Source organism: Aeromonas eucrenophila (assembly GCF_000819865.1).
In the GTDB taxonomy this organism is placed as follows: domain Bacteria; phylum Pseudomonadota; class Gammaproteobacteria; order Enterobacterales; family Aeromonadaceae; genus Aeromonas; species Aeromonas eucrenophila.
On sequence record NZ_CDDF01000012.1, the window covers coordinates 97874 to 113933 of the forward strand.

The following is a 16060-nucleotide window of genomic DNA, read 5'->3' on the forward strand; positions in this document are numbered from 1 at the left end:
CAAACAAAAGAGGCCGCAACTGCGGCCTCTTTTTATCCCCCCGGCTAGCGCAGCCAGGATTCCATCAGGGTCAGGCACTGGTCATCGAGGTCCAGCTCGGCCTGGATACCGAGCGGCAGGGTCAGCATGGGGTGAGTGTGGGCGCAGTCGAACTCCGCCAGTATGGGGAAACGCGGCTCCCCCACCACCTCCAGCAGGATGTCGAGCGGCCGCTTGCCGCTGCCCCGATCGTCAAACAGCTCGTGCTTGCCGAGCACCAGGGCCCCAATGCGATCGAACACCCCGCACAGCTTGAGGTGGGCAAAGGATCGCTCAACGGTTTCGGCGGACAGCAGGCTGTCTTCCAGCAGCAGAATATCCCCAGCTTCAATCGATGGCATATAAGGGGAACCCCAGATCCCCGCCAGGGTGTTGAGGTTGCCGCCCATCAGCCGGCCCCGCACCTTGCCCGACCCCACCGAGACTAACCGGTTGGGCCGGCACGCCTTGGCCCGGGTCTGGTGCTCCCAATCGAGCCGCTCCTCGCTCCAGCTGCTCGGTGTCGGCAGCCGGTGGGACACCTCTGCGGCTCCGGCCATGCAGATCTGGTGAAAGCCGGCCAGGGTCTCATCCACCAGGGGCGGCAATTCGCCGAAGGAGGCCACCAGCGCAGGCCCATAGAAGGTGACCAGCCCGGTTCTGGCGTGAATGCCGAGCAAGAGCGCCGTCACGTCCGAGTAGCCGACAAGGATCTTGGGATCCCGTTTCAGCGCCTCGTAATCGAGATAAGGCAGCAGGGAGTTGGAGTTGCTGCCGCCGATGACCGACATGATGGCGCGCACCTCGGGATCGCGGATGAGCCCATTGAGCTCGGCGGCCCGCGCGGCGATGGAGCCGGAGCGCCAGTGATCCTGGGCGCCGGTCAGGCTGCCCGCCTTGAGTTCGAAGCCCTGGGCCGTCAGATAGGCCTTGGCGCGCTTGAAGCGATGCGGCGCCCAGGCGGTGGCCGCGCTGGAGGGAGAGAAAAAACCTATGGTGTCGCCGGGTTTGAGCCCGGGCGGCTTGAGCAGCGTCATGGATAAGGCCTCTGTACTAACACCTTGCTACCGAGCCTGAGGGCCCGATGTCGAGCCTCATCCTAAGCCATCTCTTGGCGCCCCAACAAGGGGCCGAACGGTGCCAATCATGCCCATTTTTGTTTAAGAAAATCGAACATGGAATGGCATTTGTTCATTGGAAGTGAACAACAAACCGGTGCGGGAGCGGCGGACAAGCGCCTCCTCAGGCCCCGGGAGAGCCGTGGGGCCCTCTTCTTGAGGCTCGGCCGGCGATGTCCAAACCCCTCATCGCGCTGTCCAGAATCCAACGCAGAACAAAGCCGATCCTGGGATCGGCTTTCGGGACTGCACGGCGCCGCCCGCTGGCGGCAAAGCGGTTAGATCACCACGGCGGTGCCGCTGATGCTGACCATCAGCATGCTGCCGTTCTGGCCCACCACCTCGTAGTCGATGTCGATGCCGACCACGGCGTTGGCACCCAGCGCCTCTGCCCGCTCTTTGAGCTCATCGAAGGCGATCTCCCGGGCGCGGGCCAGCTCCTTCTCATAGGCGCCGGAGCGGCCGCCGATGATGTCGCGAATGCCGGCGAACAGGTCCTTGAAGATGTTGGCGCCGAGGATGGCTTCGCCCACAACGATGCCGCGGTATTCGCGAATGCTCTTGCCTTCCAGGGTGGGGGTAGTTGAGAGGATCATCATAAACTCCAGCTGAGATAATGGGTTCCAGACTACCCCAAAGCGGCGGGGGGTGACATCCCCCCTGCGCTAATAGCCTGTCGCTCTATAAGGCTATCCCTCATCGGTTCAAGCGCCTCGGACAGGGATAAAAAAAGAGAGGCCGCGGCCTCTCCTCTGTCGATGTGGATGCTCTGGACGAGCCCCGTTTGCTTAGTGCAGCTTCATGCTCGGGCGCAGCACCCGGTTGAAACGCCCCACCAGCATGCGGATGCTCTGAACGAACCCCGCTTGCTTAGTGCAGCTTCATGCTCGGGCGCAGCACCCGGTTGATGCGGCCCACCAACATGATGAGGCCGGTCTTGATGTAGCCGTGCAGGGCGACCTGGTGCATGCGATACAGGCTGATGTAGACCATGCGCGCCAGGTAGCCTTCCACCATCATGGAGCCACGCATCAGGTTGCCCATCAGGCTGCCCACGGTGGAGAAGCGGCTGAGGGACACCAGGGAGCCGTGATCGTGGTAGAGGTAAGGCTTCATCTCGCCACCGTTCATCTTGGCCAGGATGTTCTTGAACGCCTGGCTCGCCATCTGGTGAGCGGACTGGGCGCGCGGCGGCACGAACTTGCCGTCCGGCTGCGGGCAGGCGGCGCAGTCACCGATGACGAAGATGTTCTCGTCACGGGTGGTCTGCAGCGTCTCTTTCACCACCAGCTGGTTGATGCGGTTGGTCTCCAGACCCGCGATGTCCTTCATGAAGTCCGGCGCCTTGATGCCGGCGGCCCACACCATGAGGTCCGCTTCAATCAGCTCGCCATCCTTGGTGTGCAGACCCTCGGCCGTGGCTTCGGTGATCATGGTGGCGGTGCGCACGTCCACCCCGAGTTTCACCAGCTCCTGGTGAGCGGCGCCGCTGATGCGCTCCGGCAGGGCCGGCAGGATGCGGGGGCCCGCTTCGACCAGGGTCACCTTCAGGCTATCGGTCGTGAGATTCTTGAAGCCGTAGGCATAGAGCTGCTCCACCGCGTTGTAGAGCTCGGCGGAGAGCTCGACCCCGGTGGCGCCGCCGCCGACGATGGCGATCTTCACCTTGTCGCCCGGCTGGTATTCGGTGGCGAACTGCAGGAAGCGGTTCATCATGCTGTTGTAGAAGCGATGAGCCTGGGAGGGGCTGTCCAGGAAGATGCAGTGATCCTTGATGCCCTTGGTGTTGAAGTCGTTGGAGACGGAGCCGATGGCCATCACCAGCACGTCGTACGCCACTTCCCGCTCATGTACCACCAGTTCGCCGTTCTCGTCGTGAATAGGCGCCAGCACGATGCGTTTCTCGTCGCGCTTGATGTCGGTCAGGCTGCCGAGCTGGAAATCGAAGCCGTGGTTCTTGGCGTGGGACTGATAGCTCAGGGCATCGATGCCTGCGTCCATGGAGCCGGTGGCCACCTCGTGCAGCAGGGGTTTCCACAGATGGGTGCGGTTGCGATCCACCAGGGTGACCTTGGCCTTGTTCTTCTTGCCCAGCTTGCGCCCCAGACTGGTCGCGAGCTCGAGCCCGCCGGCGCCACCACCGACAACGACAATATTCATCATGATAATTTCCCTTGGTTCCTCAAAACGAAAGGGAGCCACCGGCTCCCTGAAACGAAAACGGTCGACGTGCTGGCTCAGGCTTCCTTGAAGGCCTTCATCCGCTGCAGGTGATGCGAGATGTTCTTGAATTTATGGGTCTCGCGATCGTCCCACACGATGTCGTAATAATTTTTCAGCTCACGTTCAGTCTCCCGATTATCGCGGATTTCATCCTGGACGGAAAGGATGCACAGGCAGTTCCCTGAATTTTTATTACGAAACTCGGTTACACACTTGGTGCCGATGTCGTCGTACTCTTCCGGCCTGTCGATCCGCCCCTGCATGTTGATCGCCGGGTCGAGATTGGGATTGAAGATCACCTGTTTGATGCCGCACAGAAAGCCGATCCGCTCGCTCCAGTAGCCACCGAGCCCCACGCCGCAGATCAGCGGTTTGGGATCCGTGCTCATGTCGAGCTGCTTCTTCACTTCCTTGAGCAGGTGGCTCATGTCATGGCGGGGGTGAACCGTGCTGTAGTGTACGAAACGCACATCATCATCGATGAACTGCAACTGCAGCACTTTCTCATGGTTGCCGGGGCTGGTGGCATCGAAGCCATGCAGATAGATGATCATGGATAAGACCTCAGAAACTGTGACGGTTCCCTCGAACCTACTCCAGCGGCGGGCCCATGCGCCACCAAAACATCCCACTTTCTTGCTTTGGATCACGTCCCAGGTTGCGAGTGAAACCAGATTGCCCCCCTCCCTATCAAACTGAGAGCCAGCGCGCCCCGAATGATAGGCGCGCTACCAATCTGATAACCCCAACGCCCAGCCAGGTAAACGATTGGCCGCCTCCCCCGCTCACCCTTGTGACCCTCGCCACAAAACCGTCAGGGCGCATGCCGGATTGGCCCCTCTCCCCCTCTATTGAGCATGTTTTGTGCACTCTCCTTCCTGACGAGGCGATCGCCAGCCGGCCCCTCTCACCCAGCCACCCGGCGACCGCAATGAGCGGGCCTGCCAGGATCATCTTGCCCGACCGCAGACGCTCGGGCCGCAAGGAGTAAGGGTTCATGCACCAGATCAACTCCCAACAGGCCGATCAGGCCACCACGGCGCCACCCGTCGACGAAGTCGAGCGCGTGCTTCCCCTCGGCCAGCTGTTCACCCTCGGCCTGCAGCATGTGCTGGTGATGTACGCGGGCGCCGTGGCGGTGCCGCTGGTCGTCGGCGGCAGTCTGGGGCTGCCCAAGGCACAGATCTCCTACCTCATCAGCGCGGATCTGTTCTGCTGCGGGATCGTCACCCTGCTGCAATGCCTGGGGATAGGCCGCTTCGCCGGGATCCGCCTGCCGGTCATCATGTCGGTCACCTTCGCCGCCGTCATGCCCATGCTCGCCATCGGCGGCAACCCGGAGCTGGGGTTGCCCGGCATCTTCGGGGCGACCATCGCCGCCGGGGTGATCTCCACCCTGCTGGTGCCTCTCATCGGCCGCCTGATGCCGCTCTTCCCCACAGTGGTGACCGGGGTGGTCATCACCTCCATCGGGATCAGCATCATGCAGGTGGGGATCGACTGGATGGCGGGGGGCAAGGGCAATCCCGAGTACGGCAGTCCGCTCTACATCGGCACCAGCTTCCTGGTGCTCGCCTTCATCCTGCTGGTGACCCGCTTTGCCAGCGGCTTCTTCGCCAACATCTCGGTCCTGCTCGGCATACTGTTCGGTTTCGTCATCGCCATCTTCATGGGAGAGGTGAGCCTGACCGGCCTCGATGAGGCGGCCTGGTTCGCCCCCATAGTGCCGTTCGCCTTCGGCTGGCCCACCTTCGATCCCATCTCCATCGCCACCCTGACGGTGATCATGCTGATCACCTTCATCGAATCCATGGGGATGTTTCTGGCCCTCGGCGACATCGTCGGTCATCCGGCCACCCGGGGCGACATAGTGCGCGGCCTGCGGGTGGATGGCATCGGCACCATCATCGGCGGCATCTTCAACAGCTTCCCCCACACCTCCTTCTCCCAGAACATCGGGCTGGTGAGCGTGACCGGGGTGGCGAGCCGCTGGGTCTGCGTGATGTCGGGGGGGATCCTGCTCGCCTTCGGCCTCATCCCCAAGATGTCGCTGATGGTGGCCTCCATCCCGCCCTTCGTGCTCGGGGGCGCCGGCATAGTGATGTTCGGCATGGTGCTGGCCACCGGCATCCGCATCCTGGCGCGGGCCGATTACACCGGCAATCGCCACAACCTGTTCATCGTCGCCATCAGCCTGGGAATAGGCATGATCCCCACGGTGTCCGAGCACTTCTTCCAGCGCTTTCCCGAGGCGCTGCAGCCATTGCTGCACAGCGGCATCCTGCTGGCGACCCTGAGCTCTGTGTTGCTGAATCTCTTCTTCAACGGCTACCAGCCGGATCCCAGCCTGCAGACCCGCCCCCTGCTGGTGGGGCCGGTGCGACCGGGCGACCCCTCGTAAAAAAACCGCCGGGCAGACAGGCTGCCCGGCGGCTTTTCATTGCGGGATGAGCGGGCTCAGCGGCAGAGGTGTTCGAAGCGCTTCACCGCATCCTCCACCAGCGCCAGGCTCCCCTGCCAGAACGCCGCCTCGCGGATGTCCTGGCCCAGGTGTTTCTCCACCAGCGCCTCGGCGCTCATGCGGCCGGTATCTCGCAGCAGGGCGCGATAGGCCTGAGCCACGTCCGTTTCGCCTGCGGCCTTGCGGCTCATCAGCTGGTGATAGACCCCGAGGCTGAACAGATAGCCAAACAGGTAGGGGTAGTTGTAGAAACCAAAGCCCGCGATGGAGAAATGCGCCTTGGCGGCCCAGAACAGGGGGTGATAGCGCGCCAGACTGCCCTCGTACCAGCGGCCCCAGGCCTCGTCCGTCAGGGCACTGAGCCGCGCGGCCGAGACATAACCCTGGCCACGGGCGGCCACCAGCGCCTGCTCAAAGTCGAAGCGGGCCGGGATGTTGACCAGGAAGGTGGCGGCGCCGTCGGCTTCGGCCCAGGCGATGGCCTGGCGTTGCTCCACGCCGTCGGCCAGCTCGAACAGGGCGCTGCGCACCAGGGTCTCGGCGAAGATGGAGGCGGTCTCCGCCAGCGTCATGGGGTAGCTGCGCTGGCTCATGGGCAGATCGCGGATGAGCCAGTTGTGCCAGGCATGCCCCAGCTCGTGGGCGAGCGTGATGACGTTGTCCATGGTGCCCGCGTAGGTGATGAACACCCGCGGCTCCACCGGATCGGCAAACTTGGTGCAATAGGCGCCGGTGCGCCGGTTCGGGGTCGGCGCCGCATCGATCCAGCCGCGCTCGGCCATCATGCGGGCGAAGTCCCCCATCTCGGGATCGAAGCGGGTGAAGGCCGCGGCTATGATGTTGATGGCCTCCTCGAACGGGATCTCCCGACTAGTCGCGGCCGGGGGCGGCGCAAACAAGTCCTCCGGTCCCAGCTCATCGATGCCGAGCCGCTCGGCCATCAGCGCCAGCGCCCGCTGGCCCAGCCCACGGGCACGATAGGTCTCGGCCATCAGGGTATCCAGGGTGGCGCGTTCGATGTGGCTCTGATGGCAGGACAGATCCAGTGCATCGAGCAAGCGCACCTTGCCGCGCTGGCGGGCCAGCTCGAGGCGCCAGCCGTTCAGGGCGTTGAGGATGGCGGCCACCGCCTCCTGCTCTCCCTCCCAGGCGGCGCTGATGGCGTCGAAGGCCTCCCGGCGCAGGGCCCTGTCCGGGCTCGACAGCAGGTTGCTGGCCTCGGCTAGCCCCCTCTCTTTCCCATCGATGGAGAGGCGCATTTTCCCCACCAGATCGTTGTAGAGGTTGCCCCAGCCGTGCAGGCCGTCGGTGCCGAGGCCGATCACCAGCTGCTCGGCCTCCACCGGCAGGCGCTGATCCTGCAGGCGCCGCTCGTGGCGCAGGCGGTAATCCTCCTCCCCCAGCAGGGGATCCTGCATCAGTTGCTCGAACTCGGCCGTCGGCAACCCCAGCATCAGATCCTCCACCGGCGCCAGGGTCTTGAACAGATCGGCGTTGAGGGCGCGGGCGCGGGAGGCCAACTGCTTGGCCAGCGGCTCCCGGGCATCCTGACTGCCGTTGCAGGCCGCCAGCACGGCGATGTTCCAGCCGATGTTGCGAATGCGCTGGGCTCGCTGGCGCACCTCCCGCAGCAACCCCAACAGGGCATCCGCTTGCCCTCGCACCGTCGCCAGCGTGCCAATGACAACCCCCAGCTCGTCGAGACTGGCGCGGGCCAGGCTCATGTCCGCTTCCAGCACGGCGCTGTCGAGGGAGGGATAGATATGCTGGTTTTGCCACTGCTGTGGGTAGAGAGGTTGTTGCATCGAACGCTCGTTATCAGAAGGGCCTGGCCCGGATGAAAGTGGGTGGCGCCGGGCCACGGATAAGGGGGTATCAGAGGATGGCTGCGCCTCTATGCCCGCGAGGATAGTACGAAGGGGGCCGACGCTTGCCTAGCCCCCAGGCGGCTCAACGGGCCGATCCGGCGAGGGGCAACGACGACCCCTGTCGGCTGGCCACCGCTACTTGGCGGGCTTGAGCTTGCTCACCAGGGTCATGGCCAGCACCAGCACCATGCCCGCCACCACGCCTGCCAGCGCGTTGAGCAGGGTCGGCGTCACGGCGGCCAGCACGGTGCCCACGCCGGCCAGGGGGGCAAGGCTGGCGGCAGCCCCTTCAATCAGGTGATGCAGGAAGGGCCAGCCATGAACCAGGATGCCACCGCCGACCATGAACATGGCGATGGTGCCGACCAGCGCCAGCAGGTGCATCAGGCGAGGAGCCGTCACCAGCAGGCCCCGCCCCAGGGCGCGGCGCAAGGCGCTGGCATCGGGCTTTTGCAACAGGTGCAGGCCGATGTCGTCGAGCTTGACGATGAGCCCCACCAGGCCGTATACCCCCACCGTCATCAACAGGGCGATGCCCGCCACCACGGCGATCTGCAGGCCCAGGCTCGAACCCTGCACTGTGCCGAGCGCGATGACGATGATCTCGGCGGAGAGGATGAAATCGGTGCGAATGGCCCCCTTTATCTTCTGCTGCTCGAAGGCCACCAGATCGTCAGGGATGGCCTGGCCGTGCGGCTCATCGGCGGCATGGGGCAAAAATTTGTGGGCCAGCTTCTCCGCCCCCTCGAAACAGAGATAGGCGCCCCCCAACATCAGCAAGGGGGTGATGAGCCAGGGCACCAGGGCGCTGATGGCGATGGCGGCGGGCACCAGAATGAGCTTGTTGCGAAACGAGCCCTTGGCTACCGACCACACCACCGGCAGCTCCCGCTCGGCGCGCACCCCGGAGACCTGCTCGGCGTTGAGGGCGAGATCGTCCCCCAGCACCCCGGCGGTCTTCTTGGCGGCCATCTTGGTCATCAGGGCCACGTCGTCGAGCACGCTGGCAATGTCGTCGAGCAGGGCCAATAAACTGGTTCCGGCCATATCAGGCGTTCCTTATTGCTATGGTGAATTTACCCAGCAGGGTCAACAAACTGGTTCCGGTCATATCAGGTCAGGCGTTCCTTATCATCGCTATGGTGAATTTGCCCGGTAGAGCCAACAAAGGCGTTCCGCTCACAGAGGCTTCCTTGTTTCGGGCAAAAGATGGCACAGTGTAGCGAGAAGCCGCCCGTTAGGCAGCTCCCATAACAGGGTCAATTGGCCTTGTTGTTCCCTCCAGCCCCTGGCCAAAGGAATTCCCATGCAACCCTGGCAACCCCTGCTCGACTTCTGGTTTGGCGACGACGCCGATGACGCCCCCCGCGCCGCAAGACAGGCCCCGCTCTGGTGGGGGAAAAGCGACGAGACCGACGCCCTGCTCGACACCCGCTTCGGCGAGCTGGCCGAGGCGGCCGCCGCCGGCAAGCTGGACGCCTGGACCGAGGTGCCCACCGGGCGACTCGCGCTGATCCTGCTGCTGGACCAGCTGCCGCGCAACATCCATAGAGGCACGCCGGCTGCCTTCGCCCAGGACGCCAAGGCGCGCGATCTCTGCCTCAGGGGGCTGTCGCTCGGGGCGGACAAGTCCCTCTCCCCGCTGGCCCGGGTCTTCTTCTACCTGCCCCTCGAACATACGGAGTCCCGTGAGCAGCAGGCCAGAAGCGTGGCCCTGTTCGAGGCGCTGGCGAGCGAGCAGGCCCAGACGGCCGCTCAGGCCACCTTCGCCGGCTTTGCGGATTTCGCCCGCCGCCACCGGGTGATCGTCGATCGCTTCGGCCGCTTCCCCCATCGCAACGCCATCCTGGGGCGCACCGATACCCCGGAAGAAACCGAGTTTCTGCGCCAGCCAGGCTCGGGCTTCTGAGCCGGAAACCGGGATCCCGGACATAAAAAAACGGGCCAGCTGGCCCGTTTTTCATTGCGACATTTCATTACGATATAAAGAAGCGTCAGGCCGCCTCGGCTAGCGTCTCTTCCTCTTTCTTCTGATAGGCCTGGGGCGAGAGACCCAGCAGCTCCTGCACGGTGGACGCGACCGTGATGGAAGAGAGGGTCCCCACCAGGATGCCGGCGAACAGGGTGAAGGAGAAGCCGTAGAGCGCATCGCCGCCGAACAGCAGCAGGGCACCCACGGTGAACAATGTGGTGCCCGAGGTGATCATGGTGCGGCTGAAGGTGGCCTTGATCGCCACGTCGGAGCACTCATGGATCCCCATCTTGGTGCGCGAACTCAGCAAGTCCCGCAACCGGTCCGAGATGACGATGCTGTCGTTCAAGGAGTAGCCGATCACCGCCATCAGGCCCGCGATCACGTTGAGATCGAACTCGATGTTGAACAGCGCCAGCAGCCCAAGCGCCACCAGACCGTCGTGCAGCACCGACACCAGGATGCCGATGGCCTGGCGCCACTCGAAGCGCACCGCCAGGTAGACGGAGATGGCCAGGGAGGCCACCAGCACCGCCAGCATCCCCTGCTGGAACAGCTCGGCGCCCACCTGGGGCCCGACTATGGTGGTGCGCAGCAGCTCCACCGGCAGGTTGAGTTGCTGACCGAGCATCACCGCCAGCTCCTCGGCCGGCCAGGGCAGCTCGTGGGGGGGCAGCTTGATCAGCCACTCGCCGGGTACACCGGCGCCGCTCAGCTCCACCGCCCCGGCAAGAGGGGCACTGAGCAGGGCGTTGAGCTCATGGGCCTCCTTCAGGGTCTGGATGCGAAACTCCAGCAAGATGCCGCCGGTGAAGTCGAGCCCGAGGGAGAGGCCGTTGATGGCCAGCACGGCGATGCTGGCGACGGTCAGCAGCACGGACATCCACAAACCAATGTAACGCCAGCGGGTCAGGCCCATGGCAACGATCATTCTCAGCATTGTTCTACCCTCGGCAACAAGTGACGCAGGATCTCCTGCGGGAGGCAATTGGCGCGGTGCGCGGCGTGATGACGCAAGGTCATGGTCATACCCTCAGCAGCTTGGCGCTACTCTTGCCCCACAGGGGGTTGATGATGGCGCGCGTGCCCCAGATGCCGGTCACCATACTGGAGATAAGCCCCAGGATCAGGGTGATGGAGAAGCCCTGCAGCGGGCCGGAGCCGATGGAGTAGAGCACCACGGCGCAGATCAGGGTGGTGATGTTGGCATCGAAGATGGTGCTGAACGCGGAGCGGTAGCCAAAATCGATGGCGTTGGCCAGACTCCCCCCCTCCCGCAGCCTGTCCTTGATCCGCTCGAAGATCAGCACATGGGTATCCACCGCCATGCCGACGGTGAGCACCAGACCGGCGATCCCCGGCAGGGTCAGCACGGCCCCCGGCAGCACCGCCAGCATGCCTACCTGCATCAGCAGGTTGCCGATGAGCGCGGTGATGGCGACCCAACCGAACTTGCGATACCAGGCCATCATGAACAACATCATGCCGGCCATGCCGAACGCCAGGGCGGTAAAGCCCGCCTCGATGTTCTGAAGACCCAGGGTCGGGCCTATGCTGCGCTCCTCCAGGATCTTCAGCGGCGCGGTGAGGGCGCCAGCCCGCAGCAACATGGCGAGCTCCTGGGCTTCCGGCACGCTGGCGAGGCCGGTGATGCGGAACTGGTTGCCGAGGGCGGTCTGGATGGTGGCGACGTTGATCACCTCGCTCTGGGCCCGCAGCTTGCCCTGGGCATTGGTCTTGTACTCGGTGAAGACGGTGGCCATGGCGTTGCCCACGTGCTGGCGGCTGAACTGGTTCATCTTGCTGCCTCCCAGGGTGTCGAGCACTATGCTCACCTGGGGCTGACCCATCTCTCCCATGCCCGCCCGGGCATCGACGATGTGCTCACCGGTCAGCACCGGCTTGCGCACCATGCCCACCGACTGGCCGTTGCGATCCGCCATCACGAAGTTGCTGTCCGGCTTGGCCTGGTAGAAGGCCAAGGACGCGGTGGCACCTATCACCTCTTTCGCCTGCTTGGGGTTGTGCACCCCGGGCAGCTCGATGCGGATGCCGTCCTGACCCTGGCGCTGGACCGAGGCCTCGACGATGCCGAGCTCGTTGATCCGTTTCTTCAGGATCGACAGGTTCTGGGTCACGGCGTTGTTGGCCAGCAGGGTGCGCTCGGCCTCGCTCATCACCAGCCGCAGCTCATTGCCGCTGCGCTTCTGGGTCCACTGATCCTGACGGGTACCGGCGGCATCCCGGATGATGTTGAGCCAGGGGGTCTCGTCGGCCGCCTCCGGCAGGACGATGCGCACCTCCCCTTCCGCTACCCGGGCCACGTTGGCGCCCCGCAGGCGCGCCTCGCGGAACTGGGTGCGCAGGGTGTCCACCAGGTTCTTGGTCTGGTTGTCGATAACGAAACTGAGATCGACCCCGATCAGCAGTTGGGAGCCGCCGCGCAGGTCCAGCCCGAGCTTGATGGGGGCGGCGCCAAGCTGGCTTATCCAGGTCGGGGCATTGGAGTAGAACTCCAGGGTCAGGGCCGCGCTCTCGAAGCCCTGCTGCTCCAGCAGTTGCTTGGCGCGCTGCTGATCGGCCTGGCTGTCGAACACCAGCTCGACCCGCTCCGGCTGTTGCACCTCTTTGAGCAGGTTGATCTTGTGGTCGGCAAACAGGGTGCGCTGCGCCTCGGTCAGGCTGCGCTGACCGTGCAGGCCGAGGGACGGCTGCTCACCGAAGAAGGTGGGCAGGGAATAAAACGCGAAGGTCACCAACATGAGTAGCAGCAGGGCGTACTGCCACACACTCATGCGGTTCAAGATGGTATGACTCTTTTTTCTCATGGCAAAAGCCTCTGTCAGGCGAAGGCGGCGGCAGCGAACAAGCCGTTCGCAGCGCGCAAAAAAATGAAACGAGACAGCCTAACTGTTCAGTAAAACTAAACAGCTACAGAGAGGAGATGAGGTAACAGACGGCTGACTGACCCCATCGGAGTCAGGCGAGGAAACTCTGGGAGAAGCGGTACTGCAGATGTCGGCGCTGCAAGCGCCGGCTATGGATGCTGGCGAAGTGATCGCCGAAGCTGTTTCTGGGATAGAAGAGGGCGGCGTAGAGCAGCAAGCCGCACAGCAGCAACAGGATGGCCTGCTGGGACCAGCTCAGGACCAGCTCGTAGACGACATTCTGGGGGGCATTGTCGCTGCGCAGTGAGTGCTCGAGGCGCAGCAGGTGATTCTGGTGGGAGCCGACAAATTTGACGATGCCATCATCGCCGCTGCTGGCAGCGTGGACCACCAGCGCCTGCTCGGCTGCGGGCTGATCGCCAGATACCTTGAACCCCTCCACCGACAGGGTAGAGAACAAGAGTGCGAGGGTGATGAGCAGGGTCATCGCCGCCAGTTTCACTTTGTCCAACAGGCTCAAAAGGGGTATTCCTAGCTAACGTGAGCGGGCAAACTACCATAGCCCTCCAGCAAGGACAAGGGCGGCAGGCCATGTGGCCTGCCGCCCTTGTTCCGATTTGCGACCCCCATCAAGGCTTGGGGATCATCCCCTCGAAGTCCTCTGCATAGTCCTTGAGCAGGGTATAGAGGTGGGCACGCTGGGAGAGATCCATCGACTGGCTCAGATCGCTCAGCCACTGAATGGTGCGCTGGCGAGACTGCTCAGTATAGCCGGTGAAGCGCCCGTCCATCAGGCCATCACCCTGCTGCAGCAAACGGGTCAGCTCCTTGCCAAAGTCCGGGCTCTGGCGCTGTTTCATCAGCCGCTCCAGCTCCTTGGTCCAGGCCCCCTGAAACTCGAGCCAGGGGCCCATCATCTCGTATTGCCACTCGGCCCACTGGGCGATGAGCGGCTCCTGGGCCGGCTTGACCTTGCCAATCCAGAACACCAGCCGCTCGTTCATCTTCTCCCGAAAGCCCTTGAGCATCTCGGTCTTGGATTCGGTGGCAAAGTCATGCTGACGCTCCTGCTGGCGTTTCACCCGATCCCCCATGAAATGCGCCACCTGGGCATCGGTCAGGGTACGGGCCAGGCGCACGGTGCGGGGAATGGCATTTTCCAGGGTGCGGGTCAGGCTCGCCTGTGTTCTGTCTAGGTGCACGGCGACCTGCTCAGGGCTCATGGGGCTCGCCACCGCCTTGGCCAGGGCGTCGAGATCCCGGGCATAGATGGGCAGCTCGTGTTGGCGATGCCAGGCCATCAGCCCCTTCACCTCCCCATCGAGCAGCGTCTTCTGGCTGCGATCCAGCGAAAAGTAATCGTCCAGTTGCCAGACGATGGCGGAATCGAGCCAGTAGTAGATAACCCGGGTGGCACAGCCCGTCAGCAGCAGGCAGAGCAGCAGCAGGCTCCAGCTGCGGGGTTGACGCCATGAGAAGGTGGTCAGCATGCATGACTCCTGTCGGTGAAGAACCGGGCCTCGCGCCCAGAGACGAATGTTGGAAATAGTGACTCTTTTTTGATAGCTAGCCTAACAATCCATTCCTGATGCGGCGGCCCCTCGCAACGCTGGGCCCACCCTGTCTCACTCCAGTCGCCGACGATTGGTGTCGATCAATGACTGATAATCGGGCCCGGGTTGTTGCTCGCTCATCAACAGGGCCCACAGCAGGCCTATGTAATCGACCCAGGGCAGGAAGGCCTCGGCCTGAAATCCCTTGGCATTGAGCAGCTTAGACGCGCCTCCCCTGCCTTCAAGATAGCAGCTCTCCAACTGGCATTGCTGTTCTTCGCTCCAGCCATGGGTGCGCACTATGCTGGCGAGCTCGAAGCCCGGGTGACCGGCGGCGCCATACTCCCAGTCGATGACCCAGGGCCTGTTTCCCAACAAATTTGCCGGATTGAGATCGTGGTGGCAAGGGAGCCAGCAATCGTCCGGCTCCCGGCTCGCGAGCAGACCCCGCTCCAGCGCCGGCAACCAGTCGGGGCTCCGGGCCAGCCGCGCCCGATAACCGGCGGCGTGGGCGCGCACCGCCATCACCACGGTCGGCAACGCCAGCCGATGCATGCGGCCGAGCACCCCGGCCAGCAGCCGCGGCTGTGCCTCCGGCGGCGGGGGAGCCACCAGCCAGTTCGGCTCGTCGCACCAGTCCAGCAGCATCAGACCGGTGGTGGGGTCGCTGTGATGGCAGGGCAAGGCCAGCCCCTGCCCCACGGCGCCCTGATAGAGCTGCCATTCGGTGGCTCTGTCTATGCCGAGGCGCAGGGGATCCGGGTGTCCGCACCGCAAAAAATAGCTGCGCCCCGAGGGGAGGCGCAGCCGGTAGTTGCAGTTGGTCAGGCCAAGGCTCAACGGCTCCAGCCGCCCCTGGCGCCAGGGGTCCGGCAGGCTGGCCAGCAGGCTCAGCTCCGCCAGATCCCCGGACTGCCTGTCCGGACGCCCCGACGTCGTGTTCCCCTTACCAGCCAAAGGTGGACTTCTTCGCCTGCTTGCGAATTTCCTTCTGATCGGCCCACAACAGCTCGCCGTTCTCCAGATCCATCAGGTTCATGGTCATCTGGTAGTAGACATCCTTCACCTTGCCGTTGTCCTTGACGATGCTGGCCAGGTTGCCATAGACCATGTAGCGGGCACCGGTCTGCTTGCCAAGGCGCACCATGGAGGCGGGATCCACCATGCCGCTGCCCTGCTGGTACTCGAGCTGTTGCTTGACCGCGCTCACCTTGCTCATGTCGACGAAGCGGAACTTGCCCGCGCGCAACAGCTTGGTACGGATGGTGTCGGTGATGGCCTCGGTGTCGATGTGTTCCGAGGTCTTGTTGCGGATGGAGTCCATGAACATCACCGGGCGGCCGCCTGCGGTGATCTCGGCCGTCGCCGGGGAGCTCAGCATGGAGTCCGCCATCTTGTCGGCGATGGCCTGCAAGTCGGTGGAGCCGTAATCCACGGTCACCGTCTCGGTTTCGGTCGCATCGCCATAGCTGACGGTGGTGCTGGAGCAGCCGCCGAGCAGCAGGGCACCGCTCAGGATCAGCAGGGCATGGTTCATTTTCATCAGTTCGATTCCTCAATCACTTCGCGTACATAAACCCGATATCCCTGGGCACTCGCGTTCGGCGCCAGGGCAGTCAGGGTGCGGCTCTGGTGGCCGTGGAGCTTGATGGGGGTCCAGCCGCGGCCATCGCTGGCCACCTCCTGACCGCTGCCATCATACCAATAGAACAGGTACTGCAGAGGGTTGTCCCCTGACTGGGTGTTGGTCAGGATCACGTTGACCTGCAGCAGGCCGTTCTGCTCGCGCCGGCTCTGCTCGGTCAGGGTAACGTCGATATTCTGGTGCTGCTCGAGCTGGGCCGCGCCCCCCGCCGGGGCATAGAGCGCCACGCCGGAGGTGTTGGTGGCACAGGCGGACAACAGCAGCATCAGGCCAAGGGCTGCATAACAGACTTTCATCATCGTCTCCTTGGGATC

At 63.8% G+C, this 16060-nt stretch carries 15 protein-coding genes; 2 read left to right on the forward strand and 13 right to left on the reverse strand.

All coding sequences use genetic code 11. The features are described 5' to 3' along the window. Window positions 1–44 precede the first annotated feature (44 nt). The 4 genes from BN1124_RS12915 to ycfP form a co-directional block, all read right to left on the reverse strand. Entirely contained in the window at window positions 45–1055 is a 1011-nt protein-coding gene (locus BN1124_RS12915; protein WP_042642524.1) for a S66 family peptidase, read from the reverse strand. Between the two features lie 359 nt (window positions 1056–1414). Next, on the reverse strand, window positions 1415–1732 hold the full coding sequence (locus BN1124_RS12920; protein ID WP_042642526.1) for a heavy metal-binding domain-containing protein: 318 nt from the start codon (window positions 1730–1732) through the stop codon (window positions 1415–1417). A gap of 274 nt (window positions 1733–2006) precedes the next feature. Then, window positions 2007–3299 (reverse strand): NAD(P)/FAD-dependent oxidoreductase, encoded by a 1293-nt coding sequence (locus BN1124_RS12925; RefSeq protein WP_042642528.1) that lies wholly within the window; start codon window positions 3297–3299, stop codon window positions 2007–2009. 74 nt (window positions 3300–3373) lie between these two features. Beyond that, window positions 3374–3913: an alpha/beta hydrolase YcfP gene (gene ycfP / locus BN1124_RS12930; RefSeq protein ID WP_033129817.1), complete on the reverse strand. Its 540-nt coding sequence runs from the start codon at window positions 3911–3913 to the stop codon at window positions 3374–3376. 443 nt (window positions 3914–4356) lie between these two features. Between ycfP and BN1124_RS12940 the strand changes: the two genes are divergently transcribed. After that, window positions 4357–5760 carry a nucleobase:cation symporter-2 family protein gene (locus BN1124_RS12940; RefSeq protein ID WP_042642533.1) on the forward strand — a complete coding sequence of 468 codons (1404 nt, stop codon included), beginning with the start codon at window positions 4357–4359 and terminating at the stop codon, window positions 5758–5760. Window positions 5761–5816: 56 nt separating this feature from the next. On the opposite strand, the gene BN1124_RS12945 is transcribed toward BN1124_RS12940, so the two are convergent. Both BN1124_RS12945 and BN1124_RS12950 read right to left on the reverse strand, forming a co-directional pair. After that, entirely contained in the window at window positions 5817–7625 is a 1809-nt protein-coding gene (locus BN1124_RS12945; RefSeq protein ID WP_042642535.1) for a M3 family oligoendopeptidase, read from the reverse strand. A 198-nt stretch (window positions 7626–7823) separates the two neighbouring features. Next, window positions 7824–8735 (reverse strand): DUF808 domain-containing protein, encoded by a 912-nt coding sequence (locus BN1124_RS12950; protein WP_042642537.1) that lies wholly within the window; start codon window positions 8733–8735, stop codon window positions 7824–7826. Between the two features lie 259 nt (window positions 8736–8994). Here BN1124_RS12950 and BN1124_RS12955 point away from each other — a divergent pair, with 259 nt between their 5' ends. After that, window positions 8995–9597 carry a DUF924 family protein gene (locus BN1124_RS12955; protein WP_042642539.1) on the forward strand — a complete coding sequence of 201 codons (603 nt, stop codon included), beginning with the start codon at window positions 8995–8997 and terminating at the stop codon, window positions 9595–9597. Window positions 9598–9682: 85 nt separating this feature from the next. On the opposite strand, the gene secF is transcribed toward BN1124_RS12955, so the two are convergent. The 7 genes from secF to BN1124_RS12990 form a co-directional block, all read right to left on the reverse strand. Beyond that, window positions 9683–10600: a protein translocase subunit SecF gene (gene secF, locus BN1124_RS12960; protein ID WP_197066215.1), complete on the reverse strand. Its 918-nt coding sequence runs from the start codon at window positions 10598–10600 to the stop codon at window positions 9683–9685. A gap of 85 nt (window positions 10601–10685) precedes the next feature. After that, the gene (secD, locus tag BN1124_RS12965) at window positions 10686–12488 is read right to left on the reverse strand and encodes a protein translocase subunit SecD (protein WP_042642541.1); all 1803 of its coding nucleotides are present in this window, start codon (window positions 12486–12488) and stop codon (window positions 10686–10688) included. A 151-nt stretch (window positions 12489–12639) separates the two neighbouring features. Then, the gene (locus BN1124_RS12970) at window positions 12640–13068 is read right to left on the reverse strand and encodes a hypothetical protein (RefSeq protein WP_042642543.1); all 429 of its coding nucleotides are present in this window, start codon (window positions 13066–13068) and stop codon (window positions 12640–12642) included. 109 nt (window positions 13069–13177) lie between these two features. Further along, complete coding sequence (locus BN1124_RS12975) at window positions 13178–14038, reverse strand: DUF6279 family lipoprotein (RefSeq protein WP_042642546.1); 861 nt, start codon at window positions 14036–14038, stop codon at window positions 13178–13180. Between the two features lie 135 nt (window positions 14039–14173). Continuing rightward, window positions 14174–15004 (reverse strand): phosphotransferase, encoded by an 831-nt coding sequence (locus BN1124_RS12980; RefSeq protein ID WP_042642605.1) that lies wholly within the window; start codon window positions 15002–15004, stop codon window positions 14174–14176. Between the two features lie 43 nt (window positions 15005–15047). Next, window positions 15048–15644 (reverse strand): penicillin-binding protein activator LpoB, encoded by a 597-nt coding sequence (lpoB, locus tag BN1124_RS12985; RefSeq protein WP_042642547.1) that lies wholly within the window; start codon window positions 15642–15644, stop codon window positions 15048–15050. Beyond that, window positions 15644–16042 (reverse strand): YcfL family putative periplasmic lipoprotein, encoded by a 399-nt coding sequence (locus tag BN1124_RS12990; protein WP_042642548.1) that lies wholly within the window; start codon window positions 16040–16042, stop codon window positions 15644–15646. The genes lpoB and BN1124_RS12990 overlap by 1 nt, the downstream gene beginning before the upstream one ends. Window positions 16043–16060 lie beyond the last annotated feature (18 nt).

Bases quoted from the DNA above. Each gene is read 5' to 3' on its own strand.
- secF (WP_197066215.1), bottom strand. From the start codon at position 10,600: ATGCTGAGAATGATCGTTGCCATGGGCCTGACCCGCTGGCGTTACATT.
- BN1124_RS12975 (WP_042642546.1), bottom strand. From the start codon at position 14,038: ATGCTGACCACCTTCTCATGGCGTCAACCCCGCAGCTGGAGCCTGCTG.
- secD (WP_042642541.1), bottom strand. From the start codon at position 12,488: ATGAGAAAAAAGAGTCATACCATCTTGAACCGCATGAGTGTGTGGCAG.
- BN1124_RS12950 (WP_042642537.1), bottom strand. From the start codon at position 8,735: ATGGCCGGAACCAGTTTATTGGCCCTGCTCGACGACATTGCCAGCGTG.
- BN1124_RS12990 (WP_042642548.1), bottom strand. From the start codon at position 16,042: ATGAAAGTCTGTTATGCAGCCCTTGGCCTGATGCTGCTGTTGTCCGCC.
- BN1124_RS12915 (WP_042642524.1), bottom strand. From the start codon at position 1,055: ATGACGCTGCTCAAGCCGCCCGGGCTCAAACCCGGCGACACCATAGGT.
- BN1124_RS12955 (WP_042642539.1), top strand. From the start codon at position 8,995: ATGCAACCCTGGCAACCCCTGCTCGACTTCTGGTTTGGCGACGACGCC.
- ycfP (WP_033129817.1), bottom strand. From the start codon at position 3,913: ATGATCATCTATCTGCATGGCTTCGATGCCACCAGCCCCGGCAACCAT.
- lpoB (WP_042642547.1), bottom strand. From the start codon at position 15,644: ATGAAAATGAACCATGCCCTGCTGATCCTGAGCGGTGCCCTGCTGCTC.
- BN1124_RS12945 (WP_042642535.1), bottom strand. From the start codon at position 7,625: ATGCAACAACCTCTCTACCCACAGCAGTGGCAAAACCAGCATATCTAT.
- BN1124_RS12940 (WP_042642533.1), top strand. From the start codon at position 4,357: ATGCACCAGATCAACTCCCAACAGGCCGATCAGGCCACCACGGCGCCA.
- BN1124_RS12920 (WP_042642526.1), bottom strand. From the start codon at position 1,732: ATGATCCTCTCAACTACCCCCACCCTGGAAGGCAAGAGCATTCGCGAA.
- BN1124_RS12925 (WP_042642528.1), bottom strand. From the start codon at position 3,299: ATGATGAATATTGTCGTTGTCGGTGGTGGCGCCGGCGGGCTCGAGCTC.